The sequence below is a fragment of the Amaricoccus macauensis genome, assembly GCF_014201905.1.
Taxonomy (GTDB): Bacteria; Pseudomonadota; Alphaproteobacteria; order Rhodobacterales; family Rhodobacteraceae; genus Amaricoccus; species Amaricoccus macauensis.
The window spans coordinates 398,883-417,120 of record NZ_JACHFM010000001.1; the positions used below are offsets into that span (position 1 = coordinate 398,883).

At 70.7% G+C, this 18,238-nt stretch carries 17 protein-coding genes; 8 read left to right on the forward strand and 9 right to left on the reverse strand.

Translation table 11 applies throughout. The features are described 5' to 3' along the window. Window positions 1–104: 104 nt before the first annotated feature. On the forward strand, window positions 105–1,118 hold the full coding sequence (moaA, locus tag HNP73_RS01875) for a GTP 3',8-cyclase MoaA (protein WP_184146566.1): 1,014 nt from the start codon (window positions 105–107) through the stop codon (window positions 1,116–1,118). 301 nt (window positions 1,119–1,419) lie between these two features. Then, entirely contained in the window at window positions 1,420–1,845 is a 426-nt protein-coding gene (locus HNP73_RS01880) for an OsmC family protein (protein ID WP_221288127.1), read from the forward strand. A gap of 100 nt (window positions 1,846–1,945) precedes the next feature. Here HNP73_RS01880 and HNP73_RS01885 read toward each other — a convergent pair whose 3' ends face one another. From HNP73_RS01885 to cobT, 5 genes are read right to left on the reverse strand one after another with little or no spacing between them, the layout of a single operon-like run. Further along, the gene (locus HNP73_RS01885) at window positions 1,946–2,647 is read right to left on the reverse strand and encodes an EI24 domain-containing protein (RefSeq protein WP_184146570.1); all 702 of its coding nucleotides are present in this window, start codon (window positions 2,645–2,647) and stop codon (window positions 1,946–1,948) included. A gap of 5 nt (window positions 2,648–2,652) precedes the next feature. Then, window positions 2,653–3,207 carry a nitroreductase family protein gene (locus tag HNP73_RS01890; protein WP_184146572.1) on the reverse strand — a complete coding sequence of 185 codons (555 nt, stop codon included), beginning with the start codon at window positions 3,205–3,207 and terminating at the stop codon, window positions 2,653–2,655. A 54-nt stretch (window positions 3,208–3,261) separates the two neighbouring features. Next, entirely contained in the window at window positions 3,262–3,777 is a 516-nt protein-coding gene (locus HNP73_RS01895; protein WP_184146574.1) for a histidine phosphatase family protein, read from the reverse strand. Continuing rightward, window positions 3,768–4,547, reverse strand: coding sequence for an adenosylcobinamide-GDP ribazoletransferase (cobS, locus tag HNP73_RS01900; protein ID WP_184146576.1), 780 nt, complete (start codon window positions 4,545–4,547; stop codon window positions 3,768–3,770). The genes HNP73_RS01895 and cobS overlap by 10 nt, the downstream gene beginning before the upstream one ends. Continuing rightward, window positions 4,544–5,581: a nicotinate-nucleotide--dimethylbenzimidazole phosphoribosyltransferase gene (cobT, locus tag HNP73_RS01905; RefSeq protein ID WP_184146578.1), complete on the reverse strand. Its 1,038-nt coding sequence runs from the start codon at window positions 5,579–5,581 to the stop codon at window positions 4,544–4,546. Before cobT ends, cobS begins: the two co-directional genes overlap by 4 nt. 157 nt (window positions 5,582–5,738) lie before the next feature. Here cobT and HNP73_RS01910 point away from each other — a divergent pair, with 157 nt between their 5' ends. The 4 genes from HNP73_RS01910 (at window position 5,739) to HNP73_RS01925 (ending at window position 10,243) form a co-directional block, all read left to right on the forward strand. After that, window positions 5,739–8,009, forward strand: a complete 2,271-nt coding sequence (locus HNP73_RS01910; RefSeq protein WP_184146580.1) for a glycoside hydrolase family 3 N-terminal domain-containing protein — start codon at window positions 5,739–5,741, stop codon at window positions 8,007–8,009. A 69-nt stretch (window positions 8,010–8,078) separates the two neighbouring features. After that, window positions 8,079–8,828, forward strand: a complete 750-nt coding sequence (locus HNP73_RS01915) for an amino acid ABC transporter substrate-binding protein (RefSeq protein WP_184146582.1) — start codon at window positions 8,079–8,081, stop codon at window positions 8,826–8,828. 24 nt (window positions 8,829–8,852) lie between these two features. After that, window positions 8,853–9,503 (forward strand): amino acid ABC transporter permease, encoded by a 651-nt coding sequence (locus HNP73_RS01920; RefSeq protein ID WP_221288302.1) that lies wholly within the window; start codon window positions 8,853–8,855, stop codon window positions 9,501–9,503. Then, entirely contained in the window at window positions 9,500–10,243 is a 744-nt protein-coding gene (locus HNP73_RS01925) for an amino acid ABC transporter ATP-binding protein (protein WP_184146586.1), read from the forward strand. Before HNP73_RS01920 ends, HNP73_RS01925 begins: the two co-directional genes overlap by 4 nt. A 340-nt stretch (window positions 10,244–10,583) precedes the next feature. Here the strand turns inward: HNP73_RS01925 and HNP73_RS01930 are convergent, their stop codons facing one another. From HNP73_RS01930 to HNP73_RS01940, 3 genes are all read right to left on the reverse strand, one after another. Further along, on the reverse strand, window positions 10,584–12,944 hold the full coding sequence (locus tag HNP73_RS01930) for a Tex family protein (protein WP_184146588.1): 2,361 nt from the start codon (window positions 12,942–12,944) through the stop codon (window positions 10,584–10,586). Window positions 12,945–13,032: 88 nt separating this feature from the next. Beyond that, complete coding sequence (locus HNP73_RS01935) at window positions 13,033–13,395, reverse strand: response regulator (RefSeq protein ID WP_184146590.1); 363 nt, start codon at window positions 13,393–13,395, stop codon at window positions 13,033–13,035. Between the two features lie 4 nt (window positions 13,396–13,399). Further along, entirely contained in the window at window positions 13,400–15,631 is a 2,232-nt protein-coding gene (locus HNP73_RS01940) for a PAS domain-containing sensor histidine kinase (RefSeq protein WP_184146592.1), read from the reverse strand. Between the two features lie 460 nt (window positions 15,632–16,091). On the opposite strand from HNP73_RS01940, the gene HNP73_RS01945 reads away from it, so the two are divergent. After that, window positions 16,092–16,286: a CsbD family protein gene (locus HNP73_RS01945; protein WP_184146594.1), complete on the forward strand. Its 195-nt coding sequence runs from the start codon at window positions 16,092–16,094 to the stop codon at window positions 16,284–16,286. Window positions 16,287–16,359: 73 nt separating this feature from the next. Here HNP73_RS01945 and HNP73_RS01950 read toward each other — a convergent pair whose 3' ends face one another. Further along, window positions 16,360–17,073: a DUF1045 domain-containing protein gene (locus HNP73_RS01950; RefSeq protein ID WP_246399467.1), complete on the reverse strand. Its 714-nt coding sequence runs from the start codon at window positions 17,071–17,073 to the stop codon at window positions 16,360–16,362. Here HNP73_RS01950 and HNP73_RS01955 point away from each other — a divergent pair. Beyond that, window positions 17,072–18,238: an alpha-D-ribose 1-methylphosphonate 5-triphosphate diphosphatase gene (locus tag HNP73_RS01955; protein ID WP_184146596.1), complete on the forward strand. Its 1,167-nt coding sequence runs from the start codon at window positions 17,072–17,074 to the stop codon at window positions 18,236–18,238. The genes HNP73_RS01950 and HNP73_RS01955 overlap by 2 nt on opposite strands.

Below are 18,238 nucleotides of genomic sequence, written 5' to 3' on the forward strand. Positions count from 1 at the left end.
GCAGAATGCCGGGTCAAGCCTCAGAACCGAGGTATATCCATTAGAATAGCCCCCACTTGAAACCGGGTGGACGGCCTCCTAAGATCTGGCGCAGGAGAAGACGATTGTCCGCCACGCCAAGACTGATCGATCCGTTTCAGCGAGCCGTCACGTACCTGCGTGTTTCGGTGACGGATCGCTGCGACTTCCGTTGTGTCTACTGCATGTCCGAGCACATGGAATTCCTGCCGAAGGCGGAGTTACTGACGCTTGAGGAACTCGACCGGCTGTGCTCGGCCTTCATCGATCTCGGGGTCGAGAAGCTGCGGGTGACCGGCGGCGAGCCTCTGGTCCGCAAGGGCATCATGACCTTCTTCCGGGCCATGTCACGGCACCTCGGAAGCGGCCGGCTGAAGGAACTGACGCTGACGACAAATGGTAGTCAGCTCAGGCGGTTCGCGACCGAACTTGTCGATTGCGGGGTGCGCCGGGTCAACGTCTCGCTCGACACGCTCGACGCCGACAAGTTCGCCCGGATCACCCGCTGGGGACGCTTCCAGCAGGTGATGGACGGCATTGACGCGGCGGTCGCGGCCGGCCTTTCCGTCAAGATCAACACCGTCGCTCTCAAGGGCGTGAACGACGACGAAGTTCACGACCTTGTCGCCTGGTGCGGCGAGCGGGGGTTCGATCTCACATTCATCGAGGTCATGCCCATGGGTGATCTCGGCAACGAGGATCGTCTTGAGCAGTATTTCTCACTTCGTGATCTCAGGTCGGAACTGGCGACTCGCTGGGTCCTGACCGACACGCAGGAGCGAACCGGCGGCCCGGCGCGCTACGTGCGCGTCACCGAAACGGGTGGTCGGATCGGCTTCATCACTCCACTGTCACACAACTTCTGCGAGAGTTGCAACCGCGTGCGGCTGACCTGCACCGGGCAGCTCTACATGTGTCTTGGCCAGACCGACGATGCCGATCTGCGGGCAGTGCTCCGCAAGCATCCGTCGAACGATGCCCCCCTCGCGGAAGCGATCAATCGGGCGATCGCGCGCAAGCCCAAGGGGCATGATTTCGACTACTCCCGTCAGGCGGTGAGCGGCCAGGTACCCCGCCACATGAGCCACACCGGCGGGTGAGATGGGGAACAACGCCGGTCTCCACCCGTTGACCCGTTCGACAACGGGAACGGAGGCGCGGGAAGCATGATCCATCCAGACAGACTGATCCGGTGGGGGGCCCTTGGCGCTGTGGCGCTCCTCGTCCGGGCGATCACGCGCGAGGCACGGGAGCAGCGGTCCGTGATCCTGCTCCCGCCACCCGGCGCGACGCCACGCCGCAGGGCGCGGCGGCGGCCCATGGTCCACTGGGATCATGCGGAGGAGCCCGCCGGCCCGCCCTCAGCCCGATAGTCTTTGAAACCCGAAGGGGAGAGTGAGCATGAAGAGAACCGGATCCGCCGTCTGGCAGGGCGGACTGAAGGACGGCAAGGGAACCGTCTCGACCGAGAGCGGCGTGCTCGCATCGGTACCCTACAGCTTTTCGAAGCGCTTCGGCGACGAGAAGGGCACGAACCCCGAGGAACTGATCGGCGCGGCCCACGCGAGTTGCTTCTCGATGGCGCTTTCGCTGGTGCTTGGCGAGGCCGGCATGACCGCCGACGAGATCGCGACGTCCGCCGCCGTGACGGTCGAGCCGTCGGACGGTGGCTTCTCGATCACCGCCGTACACCTGACGGTGAAGGCGAAGATCCCCGGCGCGAGCGATGAGGCCTTCCAGAAGGCCGCCGAAGGCGCCAAGGCCGGCTGCCCGGTCTCCAAGGTGCTGAACGCCAACATCACGATGGACGCCACGCTGGAAAGCTGAGCCACGTCGCCAGACGACCAGACTTGTCGTCGGACGACCGGACTTTCTGCCGGACTTTCTGCGAGACACCCCCGCCGACCCACCGGTCGGCGGGCTTTTTTCACGACTCCGCGTCGCCCACGAGCCGATGGTACTGGTGCGTGAAGACCGCGACGCCGAGGATCGGCACCACGAGGTTCAGCACCGGAACGCTGAGCGGGATCGCCATCGCCGTTCCCGTGGCCCAGATGCGCCAGAAATGCCGCCGGCCGAGCTCGGCTGCCGCGGGGCGCCCGATCCGGCGCGCGGCGACGAGCTGAAAGTACTCCCGCCCGAGCAGGAAGCCGTTCACCAGCCAGAAGATCACCGGCGCGAGCGGCGCGACCGTCAGGTAGATGATCAGCCCGACGATGTTCGCCGCGCAGACGATCAGGAAGAAGCGCAGGCCGTCGCTCACCTGCTCGGCCCAGCCCATCCCGCGGGCGGGGGGCAGTTGCGGGTAGTGCTTCGCCTCCACCGCCTCGGCGACGCCCTCGAGAAAGAACCCGACGACACCCGCGGCCACCGGCACCATGAGCACGACCGACAGCACCAGCATGAGGGCGATCGCCGCCCAGTCGACGAGATCGTCGACGAAGGTGACCGTGCCGACCCAGGGCAGCGTCACGGTTTCGGGCAGCACCCAGCCAAGGCCGAGCATCACCGCCCAGAAGACCGCCACGAGCCCGGCGATGGTGACGAGAACCGCCCAGCCCAGCACCCGCAGGAACCGCGGATCGCGAAACTGCCCCAGCGCCCTGCCGAGATCGACGAGAACGCCCATCGCGCTCAGCCGTCGAGCCAGGTGACGAGCGCCGGCACGTCCGGGCGCGGCCGCTCCGGCGGCGTCGCCTCGCAGGTGCCGATGTAGACGAAGCCCGCGAGCCATTCATCGGCCCCGAGGCCGAGTTCCGCCGCGAGGAGGTCGTGGTCGTAGGCCGGCCAGCCGGTCAGCCAGCTCGCGCCCCAGCCGGCGGCGAGCGCCGCGTTGACGAGCGAGAGCGTCGCGGCACCGGCGGAGAGGGTCTGCTCGATCGCCGGCGCCTTCTCGCTCTGCCTCGGCACGCCGATGACGGCGACCGCGAGCGGCGCCTGTTCGAAGGCGAGCGCGCCCTTGTCCGGATCCTGTCCGGTCTCGGCGCCGCGCGCCCGGATCGCCTTCGCGAAGCGCTCGCGGCCCGCCCCCTCGATCACCACGAAGCGCCAGGGTTCGAGCTTGCCGTGGTCAGGCACGCGCGCGGCGGCGGTCAGGAGCTTCAGGAGCTCCTCCCGCCCGGGCGCCGGCGCCTTCAGGAGCTTGGCCGGGCGCGAGCGGCGGGTGAGCAGGAACTCGAGTGCGTCCATGATGATGCGGTCTCCCAGTTGCCGCGCCCGAGATGTGCCGCCGCGGCCCCCGCGTCAACCCCGGCGAACCGGCACCGCCTCACCGAAGCCGATCCGCCGCTCCCACCCGGCAGGCCCGGCACCTGTCGCGACGAGCGCCGCGCGGATCGCGCCGGCATGGGTGACGACGAGGCTTCCCGGCGCCGTGCGGGCGAGCGTGCGGCGGATGCGCGCGAGCAGCATCGCGACGCTCTCGCCGCCATGTGGACGGGCACGCAGCAGATCGGCGGCCCAGGCGTCGAGCTCGTCGCGCGGGACGAGATCCCAGGGCTTGCCCTCCCACGCGCCGAAATCGATCTCCGTCCAGCCGCGATCCACCATCACCGGCACGCGGAACTGCCCGCCGAGCCGCACCGCGAGGCTGCGGCAGCGGCGAAGCGGGCTCGTGACGATGCACGTCGGCCGGGGCAGGCCGGCGGCAAGCCGCGCGGCCCGGGCGCCGAGACCGGCTCCGGGGTCGAGGTCGGTGCGGCCGTAGCAGCGGCCCTCGCCCCCGACCGGCGCAAGATGGCGCAGGAGGATCAGATCCACGCGAGGAGACCGAGGTAGAGCCCGACCTCGCTCAGCTGCTGCGTCGCCCCGAGGCAGTCACCGGTGTAGCCGCCAAGCTGTCGCTCGAAGAGACTCCGCGCCAGCAGGTGGCCTGCCATGAGACCGGCGAGACCCGCCGCCGCCGCCCCTGCCCCGGCAGCGGCGAAGAGGATCAGGAGCGCGGCGAGCCCGACCGCCCCGACGAGAACCACGCCCCGGCGCCCGAGCCCTCGGGCAGTGAACTTGCCGGTGCCGTCATCGCGCACGTAGCCGCTCGTCATGACGACGAGCATTGCCGACGCCCGGCTCGCCCCGTGCCCGGCCACCAGTGTCGCCGCGACGAGGCAGGGCGAGCCGACCGGGCCGAGACCGGCGAGGCTCGATGCCTTGAGCGCCAGCACGAGGCCGAGGCCGACCGCGCCATAGGTGCCGATCCGGCTGTCCTTCATGATCGTGAGCCGCCGGGTGATGTCCGGCCCGCCGCCGACACCGTCGAAGGTGTCCGCCAGCCCGTCCTCGTGGAAGGCCCCGGTGAGGGCAACGGTGGCGGCGATCGAGAGGAGGACCGCCGGCACCGCCGGCAGGACCACCGCCGCCGCCACCAGAACCGCCGCGCCGATCACGCCGATCCCGAGGCCGACCGCCGGTAGCCAGGCCTGCGACGCCGCCATCCGCTCCGGGGTGTACGTCACCGCGACCGGCAGCGGCACCCGGGTCAGAAACTGCCAGGCAAGGGCCAGCGCCGCCGCCTCTTCGCGGAGCCGGCTCATGCGGGACCGCTGACGCCCGCGGTCTCGAAGCTCGACATCTCGCTCAGCATCGCCGCCGACGCCTTGACGATCGGCCAGGCGAGAAGCGCGCCGGTGCCTTCACCGAGCCGGAGGCCGAGGTCGAGAATCGGCTCGGCCGCGAGGCTCGCGAGCACCGCGCCATGGCCACGCTCGGCGGAGCGATGCGCGAAGATCATCGGGCCACGGGCGGCAGGGTCGATCGCCACGGCCGCGAGCGCCGCCACCGCGGCGATGAAGCCATCGACGAGCACCACCCGCCCGGCCGCCGCCCCGCCGAGCATCGCGCCCGCCATCATCGCCACCTCGAAGCCACCGTACTCCGCCAGCGCCGCGCGCGGGTCGAGCACCGGCGCAGTCCGCGCCGCCGCGCCCTCGAGCGTCACGCGCTTGCGCTCCAGCCCCGCGTCGGCGAGGCCGGTGCCCCGGCCGACGAGATCCGCGAGCGGCGTGCCCGTCAGCTTGTGGGCGACGAGCGCGGCGGCGGAGGTGTTGCCGATCCCCATCTCGCCGAACGCGACCGCATCCGCCACGCCGTCCGCGCCGAGCGCCCGGCCGGCATCGAGCGCCGCGTCGAGTTCGGCCACGGTCATCGCCGGACCGTCGAGAAAGCTGCGGGTGCCCGGCCCGATCCGCCGCGAGATCAGCGCGGGATGGTCGATCGGCTCTCCGGCGATGCCCGCGTCCACCACCCGAAACCCGACGCCGAGCGCGCGCGACATCACGTTGGCCGCCGCCCCGCCGGCGAGGAAGTTCAATACCATCTGCCGCGTCACCGCCTGCGGATACGCCGAGACCCCCTCGCGCGCGATGCCGTGATCGGCGGCGAAGATCGTGAGGTCGCAGGCCTCGAGCCGCGGCGTCAGGCTGCGCCGGGTGCGCGCGACCGCCGCCGCGATGGTCTCGACCGCGCCGAGCGAGCCCACGGGCTTCGTCTTGCCGTCGATGCGGCGCAGGAGCTCAGCCTCCATCGCCGCGTCCCATGCCGGCGCCGTGCCGGTGACACTCACGACCATCGCCCTTCCCCCCAAGCCTTCAAAAACCCGGCGGCGAGATGACAGGGCGGCACGGGGGAATGCAAGCCGCGCCGGGCCTTCGCGAAGGCTTGAACCCGCGCCGCCGCTCTCCGAAGCTCGGCCGAGCACGGCCAAGGCGCCGAATCCGGGAGCAGACATGCACGACGACGACCCCCAGCTCTTCCGCCTGCCGGCGGTGTCGCGGCGAGGCTTTCTCGCGCTGGCCGCGACGGCGACCCTGCCGCCCGCTCGGGCTGCGGCAAACGCCGAGCGGATCGCCGATCTGGTGGCGCGCATGACGCCGGAGGAAAAGGCCGGGCAGCTGACGGTGATGGCCGACCCGTTCCGCTGGCGGCCGGGCGGGGTCAACCCCGACGACATGAACGTCGACGAGGCGCGGATCGCGGCGGATATCCGCGCCGGGCGGCTTGGCGCGCTCTTCAACGGCGTGGGCGCGGCGGGCGCGCGCTCGGTGCAGCGACTGGCGGTCGAGGAATCGCGCCTGCGGATCCCGCTTCTTTTCGCCGCCGACATCGTCCACGGGCTGCGCACCGCCTTCCCGGTGCCTCTCGCCGAGGCCGCGAGCTGGGATCCCGACCTCGCCCGGCGCACGGCGCGCGGAGCGGCGATGGAGGGCGGGGCCTCGGGCATCCATCAGACCTACGCGCCCATGGTCGACGTCGCCCGCGACCAGCGCTGGGGGCGTGTCGTCGAGGGCGCGGGCGAGGATGTGTTTCTCGGCGAGGTCTTCGCCCATGCCCGCACCCTCGGCTTTCAGGGCAGCGCCCTCACCGACCCCTTGTCGCTCCTCGCGACGCCGAAACACTTCGCCGCCTACGGCGCGGCGGCGGCCGGGCTCGACTACGCCGGTGCCGATGTCTCCGAGCGGATGCTGCGCGAAGTCTACCTGCCGCCGTTCCGGGCGGCGCTCGACGCTGGTGCCCTCTCGGTCATGTCGGCGTTCAACACCGTGGACGGGGTGCCCGCGACCGGCAACCGGCGGCTCCTGACCGGTATCCTGCGCGAGGAATGGGGCTTCACCGGCTATGTGGTGGCCGACTACACCGCCGACCGCGAGCTTGTGGCGCACGGGATGGCGGCCGACGACCGCGACGCCGCGCGCATCGCCATGCTGGCGGGCATCGACATGGTGATGATGAGCGATTTCTATGTCCGCTACCTGCCGGGCCTCGTTACCTCCGGCGAAGTGCCGATGGCGCGCCTCGACGAAGCGGTCAGCCGCGTCCTTGGCGCGAAGGCCGCCCTCGGGCTCTTCGACGATCCCTATCGCGGCAGTGACCCCGACGTGGAGCGCGCGACGGTGGGCTCTGCCCCCATCCGTGCGCTGGCGCGCGAGGCCGGGCAGCGGTCGGCGGTGCTGCTGAGAAACGAGGGCGACCTGCTGCCGCTCGGGCGGGACACCCGTATCGCGCTGATCGGACCGCTCGCGGAAGAGCCGGTGAACGCGGCCGGCCCGTGGTCGATCTTCACCGACCACAAGGCCGTGGTGACCATCGCCGACGGGCTTCGCGCCGCGATCTCCGATCCCGCCCGCCTGACGGTGGTCAAGGGCTGCGAGGCCGAGGCCGAAATCCCCGGCGGCATCGCGGCGGCGGTGGCAGCGGCGGAAGCGGCGGACGTGGTCGTGCTGGTCGCCGGCGAGCATGCCCTCATGTCTGGCGAGGCGCAATCCCGGACGACGATCGACATCCCCGCGCCGCAGCAGGCGCTGGCGGCGGCGATCGCCTCGACCGGCAAGCCCGTCGTGGTGCTCCTGAAGACCGGCCGCGGCCTCGAACTGCCGGATGTGCTCACGGATTTCCCGGCGCTTCTCGTCGTCTGGTTTCTCGGCTCGGAGGAGGGCAACGCTGTCGCCGACCTGATCTTCGGCGACGCGGCACCGACCGGACGGCTGCCCGTGAGCTTTCCGTTCCGCTCCGGACAGGAGCCCTATCACTACGACCACCTCGCGACCGGCCGGCCCGAGACGCCGGAGTCGCGGTTCTACAAGGCACGTTACCGCGAGACGCCGAACCGGGCACGCTTTCCTTTCGGCCACGGGCTCACCTATGGCGTGGTGGACTACGGCGAGGTCCGGCTCTCGTCGCCAACCCTGCCGTGGGACGGCGAGATCACCGCCTCGGTCCGGCTGCGGAATCCCGGGCCCCGCGCGGTCGAGGAAGTGGTGCAGCTCTACATCCGCGACCGGGCGGCGAGCGTCGCGCAACCGATCCGAAGGCTCCGCGCGTTTCGCCGGATCGAGGTGCCGCCCGGCGGCGAGACCGAGGCGAGCTTTCCACTGCGCCGCGAGGACCTGACATTCGTCGGCAGCGATCTTTTGCCCCGCGCCGAGCCCGGGAGCTTCGAGCTCTGGCTCGCGCCCGACGCTGAGGCGGGGAGCCCGGTGCGCTTCGATCTGCTCGCCTGAGCGGCAGCACCTCGCCAAGCCGGCGCGGCGTGCTATCCTCGGATGTCAGGGACTGGAGAGGACGCGACCATGAAGCACTTCGCCGCCGCTGCGCTCGCCTTGACAATTTTCACGCTGCCTGCCGCCGCCGACACGATCCGCGTCGGCATGTCGGGCGGGTATTTCCCCTTTACCTTCGTCAAGCAGGACGTCCTGCAGGGCTTCGAAGTCGACTTCATGTACGCGATCGGCAAGGAGACCGGCGACACGATCGAGTTCAGCACCATGGGCTTCTCCGGCCTGATCGGCGCCCTCGAGGCCGGCCGCATCGACACGGTGGCGAACCAGATCACCATCACGCCGGAGCGCGAGGCGAAGTTCGCGTTCACCCAGCCTTACGTCTACGACGGCGCGCAGGTGGTGGTGCGCGAGGGCAACGACGCGATCAAGGGCGTCGACGACCTGCGGGGCAAGACCGTGGCGGTGAACCTCGGCTCGAACTTCGAGCATCTCCTGCGTGAGCTGCCGTTCGCGAACGAGATCACCATCAAGACCTACGAGAGCAACATCGAGCAGGACACGGCGCTTGGCCGGGTCGATGCCTTCGTCATGGACCGGGTGTCCTCGGCGCAGGTGATCGCCGAGTCGCCGCTGCCGCTCCAGCTCGCCGGGGCACCGTTCTCCGAGATCCGCAACGCCCTGCCGTTCCGCAAGGACGAGACCGGAGAGGCGATGCGCGACCGGGTGGACGCCGCGATCACCAAACTGAAGGCCGACGGGACGCTGAAGGCGATCTCGGAAAAGTGGCTCGGCGCCGACGTCACCGCGCCCGCCTCCTGAGCAATGGTGGTCGATCTCGAGTACATGGCGAGCCTCGTGCCCGTCATCCTGCGCTACGTGCCGCTGACCCTCGGGATGGCGATCATTTCCATGGCGATCGCCCTCGTGCTCGCCGCGGCGCTTGCCATCGTGCGGGTGCTGCGGGTGCCGGTGGCCGACCGGATCGTCGCGGTCTACATCAGCTTCTTTCGCGGCACGCCGCTCCTCGTGCAGCTCTTCCTCTTCTACTACGGCCTGCCGCAGCTCCTGCCGGCGGCGCGCAGCATCGACGGGGTGACGGCGGCGGTGATCGGGCTGACGCTGCACTTCTCCGCCTACATGGCCGAGAGCATCCGCGGCGCGATCCTCGGCATCGACCGCAGCCAGTGGGAGGCGGGCGCCTCCGTCGGCATGACCGAGCTGCAGCTCATGCGGCGGATCATCCTGCCGCAGGCGGCGCGGGTGGCGGCGCCGACGCTGCTCAACTACTTCATCGACCTGATCAAGAGCACCTCGCTCGCCTTCACCCTCGGCGTGACCGAGATGATGGGCGCGGCACAGAAGGAGGCGGCGGGGAGTTTCCGCTACCTCGAGGCGTTCCTTGTCGTCGCGCTCATCTACTGGGCGATCGTCGAGGCGCTGTCCTTCGTGCAGCGGCGGATGGAGGTGCGTCTCGCCCGGGCGTTCGTGCGATGAGCTGCGACACGGGGATCCGCATCGAGGGGCTCCTGAAGCGGTTCGGCGAGCGCACGATCCTCGACCGCATCAACCTCGATATCGCGCCCGGCGAGCGGATCGTCATCATCGGGCCGTCTGGCACCGGCAAGTCGACGCTGCTGCGCTGCCTCGCCTTTCTCGACCGGCCGGACGCGGGGCTGATCGGCGTCGGCGATCTGGAGGTGGAGGCGTCGAAGGCGTCGCGGCGCGAGATCCTCGCCCTGCGCCGGCGGACGGCGTTCGTGTTCCAGAACTATGCACTCTTCGCCAACAAGACCGCGCGGCAGAACATCACCGAGGCGCTGACGGTGGTGAAGCGGATGTCTCAGGCGGATGCGGATGCGCGGGCCGATGCGATCCTTGCCGAGATCGGCCTTGCCGATCGGGGGGACGCCTATCCCGCGGCGCTTTCCGGCGGCCAGCAGCAGCGGGTGGGGATCGGCCGCGCGATGGCGCTGGAGGCGGAGCTGATGCTGGTTGACGAGCCGACCTCTGCGCTCGATCCCGAGTGGGTGGGCGAGGTTCTCGACCTGCTCCGCCGGGTCGCGGCGCATCAGACGATGCTGATCGTCACCCACGAGATGCAGTTCGCCCGCGAGATCGCCGACCGGATCCTCTTCATGGATGGCGGGCGCATCGTCGAGGAGGGTCCGCCCGCGGCGATTTTCGAGCGGCCGCAGGACGCGCGGTTGCAGACGTTCCTGCGCCGGGTGGGCTGAGCCCGCGCAAGTTGCGCGGTCTGGTTTCCCGGCGACCCAGCGGGACCGCAAAGAGATACGCCGGGTCGGGTACATCTCGAAACGCCGAAGCACTCGACCCAGTTCGTCATCCGGCATGCTCACCCCAGACGGCTCGGCGGGTCCGTCCGCCACTGCGGCATATCGTGCCGGAGGCACGCCGTTGGCATGACGCGTCGAAGGCGCGCGTCCCGCGTGACGGCCGAAACCGGCGGCGCGTTAACCCCGGCGCGACGACGAGGCTTTCCCTCCACCGCCGCCCGAAGCTACTCTTCTCCTCAGGGGCGCTGTCGCGTTAACCACGATTGCCGCGCCCGACCGTTCACCGCGTCCCCTTCATCGCGTCGAGAAGCGCCGCCCCGAAGCTGCCCGTCGTCGCAGCCGGCTCGCTCTTCGGCTCCGGGCCGCGCTTGCCCTGCGCGGGCTTGCCACCACCAGACTTGCCACCCGAAGACTTGCCACCCGCAGACTTCGCAGACGCCGCCTGCTCGCCCCGACCCTGCTGCGGTCGGGCGCCGCCGGAGGCCTCCTTGCGCATGGTGAGGCCGATGCGCTTGCGGGCCGCGTCGACCTCCACCACGCGCACCTTCACCACGTCGCCCGCCTTCACCACCTCATGCGGGTCCTTCACGAAGCGGTCGGCGAGCTGGCTCACGTGGACGAGGCCGTCCTGGTGGACGCCGATGTCCACGAAGGCGCCGAAGGCCGCGACGTTCGTCACGGTGCCCTCCAGCATCATGCCGGGCTTCAGGTCGGAGATCTCCTCGACGCCTTCCTGAAACGTCGCGGTGACGAAGGCCGGGCGCGGGTCACGGCCGGGCTTCGCCAGTTCGGCGAGGATGTCGCGGACCGTCGGCAGGCCGAAGCGGCCGTCAACGAAGTCCTCCGGATCCACCGAGCGCAGCCGGGCCTCGTCGCCCATCAGGCTCCTGAGGTCGCGGCCGCAGGCGGAGACGATGCGGCGCGCCACGTCGTAGGCCTCCGGGTGCACCGACGAGGCGTCGAGCGGCTCCGCCCCGTCGCGGATGCGCAGGAAGCCCGCGCACTGCTCGAAGGCGCGCGGCCCGAGGCGCGACACGGCGAGAAGCTCCTTGCGGCTCACGAACGCGCCCTTCTCGTTGCGGTGCGCGACGATCGCGTCGGCGAGCGACGGCCCGAGGCCCGAGACATGGGCGAGCAGCGGCGCCGAGGCGGTGTTGAGATCGACGCCGACCGCGTTCACCGCGTCCTCGACCACCGCCTCCAGCGAACGGCCGAGGCGGTGCTGGTCCACGTCGTGCTGGTACTGGCCGACGCCGATCGCCTTCGGCTCGATCTTCACCAGTTCCGCCAGCGGATCCTGCAGGCGGCGGGCGATCGAGACCGCGCCGCGCAGCGACACGTCGAGCCCGGGGAACTCCTTCGCCGCCAGCTCGGAGGCGGAATAGACCGAGGCCCCCGCCTCGGAGACGATGACCTTCGTCGGCTTCGTGCCCGGCATCTGCCCGAGGAGATCGGCGACCAGCCGCTCGGTCTCGCGGCTGGCGGTGCCGTTGCCGATGGCGATGAGCTCGACCTTGTGCCGGACGATGAGCGCCGCGAGGGCCGCCTGTGCGCCGCGCACGTCGTTCTTCGGCTGGAAGGGATAGACCGTTTCGGTCGCCAGCACCTTGCCGGTCGCGTCCACCACCGCGACCTTCACGCCGGTCCGGATGCCCGGATCGAGGCCGATCGTTGTCCGTGCGCCGGCGGGTGCGGCCAACAGCAGGTCCTTGAGGTTGCGGGCGAAGACCCGGATCGCCTCTTCCTGCGCCCGCTCGCGCAGGTCGCCCATGAGGTCGAGCATCATCGAGAGGCCGAGCTTCACCCGCCAGGCCCAGCGCGCCACATCCCGGAGCCAGCGGTCGCCCGGGCCGTCGCCGGCGGCGTCGAGCACTGCCGTCACCGCCGCCTCGACCTGCGGCAGCGCCGTCTCGTCCGGGCCGATGTCGAGGGTGAGCACGCCCTCGTTGGCGCCGCGCATCATCGCGAGCGCCCGGTGGCTCGGCACCCCCGCCCACTTCTCGCCGTGCTCGAAGTAGTCGGAGAACTTCGCGCCCTTCTCCTCCTGCCCCTTGACCACCCGCGCGGTCAGCATCGCCTCGCGGTGCAGGAACTCTCGGAGTCGGCCGAGAAGGGCCGCGTCCTCCGAAAGCTGCTCGGTCAGGATGTCGCGGGCACCGGCGAGCGCCTCCTTCACGTCGGGCACCTCGTCCCCGAGGTAGCCGGCGGCGTGCGTCTCGGGCGGCGTGGCGCGATCGGCGAGGATCGCCTCCGCGAGGGGGCCGAGGCCGCGCTCGCGGGCGATCATCGCCTTGGTGCGGCGCTTGGGCTTGTAGGGGAGGTAGAGGTCTTCGAGCGTGGCCTTGGTGTCGGCGGCGGCGATGGCGCTCTCGAGCTCGGGGGTCAGCTTGCCCTGCTCGCCGATCGAGCCGAGGATCGTCGCCCGGCGCGCCTCGAGCTCACGCAGGTAGACGAGCCGGTCGGCGAGCGTGCGAAGCTGGGTGTCATCGAGCCCGCCCGTCGCCTCCTTGCGATAGCGCGCGACGAAGGGGACGGTGGCGCCCTCGTCGAGCAGGCCCGCGGCGGCGGTGACCTGCTCGGGGCGCGCGCCGATCTCGGCGGCGATGGCGCGGGCGATGCGGGCTTCGGTTTGCGGGGCCATGATGACTCGGAGAATGGTGACCGGGGACGCGCACAATACCCGGCCGTCGCCGCTCGGCAAGTCACGGAGGGCGGCGGATACAGCCGTCTCAGGCCAGCATGCCCCGCACCGCCTCGACGACGGCCCCCGAGGTGTAGGGCTTGGCCAAGAACCGGCTGCCCTCGGGCAGCGCCGCCGGATCGGGGACCGCCTTGCCGGAGGTGACGATGATCCGCACCAGCGGCCAGCGGTCGCGCACCATGTGGGCGAGCCCCAGCCCGTCCATGGAGCCCGGCATGTCGATGTCGGTAAAGAGCAATCCCACGGGATCGTCGCTCGCGAGCAGGCGCAGCGCCTCGTCGGCATCCTGCGCTTCATGCACATGGTAGCCGGCATGACGGAGTTCGTCCGATATGGTGAAGAGGATCAGCGCCTCGTCCTCCACGACCAGGACCGTCTCACGCTCTCTCAATCGGTCAGTCCTCCCACTGCGTGGGAGGCCACGGCGCGGTCAATATGCATTCAACTCCGCCCGGGGCGAACGCGATCCTCACCGAACCGCCGAAATCCGCCGCCAGCACCCGTTCCAGCAGGAAACGCCCGAAACCCCGGCGCTCAGGCGCCGAGACCGCGGGGCCGCCGGCCTCCGCCCAGCGCCAGACGAGGCGCGGCCCGTCGGCGGTGTCCTCGCGCCACCACGCGACGCTGACATGGCCGCCGTTGTCGCCGAGGGCACCGTACTTCAGCGCGTTGGTGCCGAGTTCGTTGACGGCGAGGGCGAGTGTCAGCGCCCGGCGCGGACCGATCGCGAGATCCGGTCCGTTGATCGTGATCCGCTCGCCCGGGAACGGGCCGAGCCCGGCCTCGACGACGCCCCCGAGCGAGGCCGTGGTCCAGCGCGACGCGTTCAGGATGTCGTGCCCGCGGGCAAGCGCTTGCAACCGCGTGTCGAAAGCCGCGCGCGCCGTGGCGAGATCGGTGTCGCGCAGGGTCTGCGAGGCGATTGCCGAGACCGTGGCGAGGATGTTCTTTATCCGGTGTGCCAGCTCGTGGGTCAGGGTCTGCTGGCGGATCTCTGACTGCTTCGCGTCGGTCACGTCGCGCATCACGCCGAACATCTTCACCGGCCGGCCCGCGGCGTCGCGCAGGTATTCCACATGCCGGGCGATCCAGCGCTCCTCGCCAGTATCGCCGCGGCGGATGCGGTACTCGACGTTCTTTGCCGCCGTGCCGTCCCGCGGGCCTGTCTCCGACCAAGGCGCAAGCCGGTCCTCGGGCAGGACCAGGCGCTCGAACACCGCGAGCGGCACGCGCGTCGCCTGCGGCAAGCCCCAGAGCGCCCAGAGCCGTTCGGACCCCATGACGTCGCCGGTGGCAACATCCACCTCGAACGAGGCAATGCCTGCGGCCTCCTGCGACAACCGCAGGCGCAGCTCGCTGTCCCGCAAGGCCTGCTCCACCAGCTTCTGGTCGTCGATGTCGGTGCTCGTGCCGATCCAGCAGCGGGGCAGGCCGTCGCAATCGTGGATGAGGACGGCCCGTGAGAGATGCCAGCGCCAGGCGCCGTCGTGGCGGCGCCGGCGATCCTCGCGTTCATAGGGCGCACCCGTCGCCACAGACTCCTTCCAGCGGACGTCGGTCTCGGCCAGATCATCCGGGTGGATGGTCCCGCGCCAGCCGAAGCCGCAGAGCGCCCCGGGCGTCATCCCCGCATAATCGTGCATCCGGTCGTTCACCCAGGTCTGCCCGCCGTCGAGACCCGCCACCCAGACGTGGTTCGGCATGGTCTGGGCAAAGGTGCGGAACTGATGTTCGCTCGCGGCGCGTGCGTGCTCGGCCGCGATCCGATCAGAGATGTCGACCCCCTGGACAAAGATGCCCGTGACCCCGCCGCCGCCGTCCCGGACCGGCTGGTAGACGAAATCGAGCGTCCGCGCCTCGGCCGGGGAGTCCGGCGTGGCCTGCAGCAGCACCTTTACCCCACGGCCGACGTAGGGCTCACCGGACGCATAGACTCGGTCGAGCAACTCGAAGAACCCCTGCCCGGCGAGCTCGGGCAATCCTTCGCGCACACGGAGCCCGAGCACGTCACGGTGTCCGATCAACTGGCGGTACGCCGTGTTCGTCAGCTCGAATACGTGCTCCGGCCCGCTCAGGAGCGCCATGAAGCTCGGCGCCTGCTCGAACATCTGCCGAAGGCGGGCACGATCCTCGACGATCGCGCGCTCGAAGCGCGCCCGCTCGCTGATCTCGGTCACGAGCACCAGGACGCCGACGATCTCGCCCCGGGCGTCGGGAAGCGGCGAATAGTCGAGGTTGAACCAAACCTTCTCTTCGGCGCCATCTCGCATCAGGCCGAGTTCGTGGTTGCGGAAACTGAGCGTGCCGCCGGCGAGCACGACCCGAAGAACCTCGGCGTTGAACGCCGCCACCTCGGGCCACGCGGTCAACACCGACGCGCCGAGGCATGCCGGATGCCTGCCCCTGCCCAAGGCGATCCCGGCGTAGCCGTCGTTGTAGATCATGACGCCGTCCGGCCCGAGCAGCAGCGCGACCGGCACCGGCGCGCGCAGCACCATCGCGATCGCGGTCCGCCGCGCCTCGGGCCAGCTGTCGATCGGGCCGAGGGCGGTCCCGCCCCACTCGTAGGACGCGATCAGCCGGCCGACGTCACCGCCGCCTGCCAGAAAGGAAAGATTGTTGGACATGGCCCCCGCACTCGTCGGTGCGAGGTAAGTCGATCCATTCGCACTGCGCAAGCCCCACTGCGGAGCAGACGCGCCCGGACGATCAGGCGCGCACGCGCGGTCGTTGCCTCCGGGAGGGATATCCGCCTCGGTCGGCGAGCCGCGTGGTCGTGCCGGCATGAAGGTCACCCACCAGTTCGACCGCTCGACTCGGGCCGGTCCGGGTCACCAGCGGCCGGGGACGCGCGATGGAAGGCGCGCCCCCGGTCACCCCGGAGAGCACCTTTCGCATCGAGGAATCCGCGTGAGACGCTGAAGTGGAAGCCCCGAGAATCCGGTCGTTCACCCCGCCCGTGAGGCCGGCTCCTCACTCTGCGAACTGCGAAGCGATGGTTCGAACCGCAACCATCCGACGCGGGCGGCGTTCCCCTCATGCAAGTCACCCGCATCGTTCGTCGGGTGGAAGCGAAAGGATGACCAAATGAGCAACAGCACCGTGGACAAGATCAAGGGCACCGCCAACGAGGTGGCCGGCAAGGCTCGTCAGGCCGTTGGCGACGCCATCGACAGCCCCGAGATGGAAGCGAAGGGCGCTGCCCAGGAGACCAAGGGCAAGCTGCAGAAGGCCGAAGGCGAGGCCAAGGAGGCCGTGAAGCGCGTCATCGACGACGTCTGAGCCTTCGGAGGCCGGAAGCGACCGTGGCCGCCCCGAGAGGGGTGGCCTTCTTCTGTCGATCTACGCTTGCAGCCTACGCTTGCAGCGGAAAGCGCCGCACGAGGTGGAACCGGCCATCCGGCGCCTCGGAAAACCGACAGACCTCGCGCACCGGCATGGGCGCGGCGATGAGCGGCGCCGTCGCGTTCGTGAGCGCCCGCAGCGCCGTCTCCGGGGCATCGAGCGATCCGGTCAGCGTCATGTGGAAGCGGAAGCGGTCGAGGACGTGGGGATAGCCCCATCTCGCCAAATGCGCGCGCGCCCCCGCGTCGAGTTTGTCCGGTCGCCTCCGGGCAATCTCGGCCTCGGTGAGCGGCGCGCGAAACTCGTCGAGCCCGCGCACCAGCGCGGCCTCGAGTGCAATGAGTTCCCCCGGTACCTCGACCGGGACGAGAGCGATGAAGCCACCAAGGGCAGCCGTCCGAAGCCGAAGCTCGCACCCCGCGAGCGCTCGCGCGAGGCGCGCCGTCGCCGCGTCGAGGTCGTCGGTCGTCGCTGACCCGGTGAGGCGGAACGGCGCCTTCAGCGTCGCGTGAAAGCCGTAGCGCGCGGGTTCGGCGACCATCGCATCCGGCAGGAGCGCATTCGGCGAACGCGCAACGACCGCTCCCGCCGCCGGGTCCCAGCCGAGCCACGCCGCTCCGAACCGCGCCAGCTCACTGCCTTGCGGCGGCGCGAAATAGATTGCATGCCGGCGCCAGTCGCCCATCCTGCTGCCCGAGACCCCGGTAAAGTTGAACGAAGCCATGCCATACGACAGCCGCAACGCGCAACCGGGCGAGATCGTGCTCGCCAACGCCCGCCTGATCCTCGCCGGGGAGACGGTGACGGGCAGCGTCGTGGTGCGTGGCGGGCTGATCGCCGGGCTCGACACCGGCGCGGGCGTGCCGCCCGGCGCGCTCGACTGCGAGGGCGACCTGCTCGCACCCGGGCTGATCGAACTGCACACCGACAATCTGGAGCGCCACATCGAGCCGCGCCGCGACGTCGCGTGGCCGCACGCCGCCGCGATCGTCGCCCACGACGCCGAGCTTGCCGGCTGCGGCATCACCACCGTCTTCGACGCGCTCCGCGCCGGCTCGCTCACTGACCCGCAACGCGGGTACCGCCCCTACGCCCGGGCGCTTGCGACCGAGATCGCGGAGCTCCGGCGCGCGGGCGCGCTCCGGATCTCGCACCGGCTGCACCTCCGGGCCGAGACCTGTTCCGAGACGCTGACCGAAGAGCTTGCGGCCTTCGGCCCGGAGGACGAGGTGGGCATCCTCAGCCTGATGGACCACACTCCCGGCCAGCGGCAGTTCCGCGACCTCGCCCTGCTGCGCGCCTACACCATGGGCCGCCGCTCGGTCACTGACGCGGAGTTCGACGCGCTCATCGCCGATCGCCTCGCGCTTTCCGCGCGCTTTCGGGCCGGACACGAAGCGGCCGCGGTCGCCGCCGCCAGGCGGCTCGGCGCGACGCTCGCGAGCCACGACGACACGACGCCGGAACAGGTGGCGATCTCGGCCGCGCACGGCAGCCGCATCGCCGAGTTCCCGACCACACACGAGGCCGCCCGCGCCTGCCGCGAGGCGGGCATCGCCGTGATGATGGGGGCGCCGAACCTCATACGCGGCGCCTCGCACTCGGGCAATGCCGCGGCGATGGCGCTGGCGGAGGCCGGGCTTCTCGACATCCTGTCGTCGGACTACGTGCCGGCGAGCCTGCTTCTCGCCGCTGTCCGGCTCGGAGAGGCGCGGGGCGAGCTTGCGGCCGGCTTTGCCACCGTCACCGCCGCGCCCGCCGCGGCCGCCGGCCTCACTGACCGTGGCCGCCTCGCACCGGGGCTTCGGGCCGATCTGCTGCGGGTGCGCATGGTCGGCGGCTTGCCGCTGCCGCGCGGCGTCTGGGTCGCGGGCAGCCGGGTCGCCTGA

What these genes read in the sequence shown, in the direction of transcription:
- HNP73_RS01945 (WP_184146594.1), top strand. Translation starts at nt 16,092, where the DNA reads ATGAGCAACAGCACCGTGGACAAGATCAAGGGCACCGCCAACGAGGTG.
- HNP73_RS01955 (WP_184146596.1), top strand. Translation starts at nt 17,072, where the DNA reads ATGCCATACGACAGCCGCAACGCGCAACCGGGCGAGATCGTGCTCGCC.
- HNP73_RS01910 (WP_184146580.1), top strand. Translation starts at nt 5,739, where the DNA reads ATGCACGACGACGACCCCCAGCTCTTCCGCCTGCCGGCGGTGTCGCGG.
- HNP73_RS01885 (WP_184146570.1), bottom strand. Translation starts at nt 2,647, where the DNA reads ATGGGCGTTCTCGTCGATCTCGGCAGGGCGCTGGGGCAGTTTCGCGAT.
- HNP73_RS01920 (WP_221288302.1), top strand. Translation starts at nt 8,853, where the DNA reads ATGGCGAGCCTCGTGCCCGTCATCCTGCGCTACGTGCCGCTGACCCTC.
- HNP73_RS01890 (WP_184146572.1), bottom strand. Translation starts at nt 3,207, where the DNA reads ATGGACGCACTCGAGTTCCTGCTCACCCGCCGCTCGCGCCCGGCCAAG.
- HNP73_RS01940 (WP_184146592.1), bottom strand. Translation starts at nt 15,631, where the DNA reads ATGTCCAACAATCTTTCCTTTCTGGCAGGCGGCGGTGACGTCGGCCGG.
- HNP73_RS01930 (WP_184146588.1), bottom strand. Translation starts at nt 12,944, where the DNA reads ATGGCCCCGCAAACCGAAGCCCGCATCGCCCGCGCCATCGCCGCCGAG.
- cobT (WP_184146578.1), bottom strand. Translation starts at nt 5,581, where the DNA reads ATGGTCGTGAGTGTCACCGGCACGGCGCCGGCATGGGACGCGGCGATG.
- HNP73_RS01880 (WP_221288127.1), top strand. Translation starts at nt 1,420, where the DNA reads ATGAAGAGAACCGGATCCGCCGTCTGGCAGGGCGGACTGAAGGACGGC.
- cobS (WP_184146576.1), bottom strand. Translation starts at nt 4,547, where the DNA reads ATGAGCCGGCTCCGCGAAGAGGCGGCGGCGCTGGCCCTTGCCTGGCAG.
- HNP73_RS01915 (WP_184146582.1), top strand. Translation starts at nt 8,079, where the DNA reads ATGAAGCACTTCGCCGCCGCTGCGCTCGCCTTGACAATTTTCACGCTG.
- HNP73_RS01950 (WP_246399467.1), bottom strand. Translation starts at nt 17,073, where the DNA reads ATGGCTTCGTTCAACTTTACCGGGGTCTCGGGCAGCAGGATGGGCGAC.
- HNP73_RS01925 (WP_184146586.1), top strand. Translation starts at nt 9,500, where the DNA reads ATGAGCTGCGACACGGGGATCCGCATCGAGGGGCTCCTGAAGCGGTTC.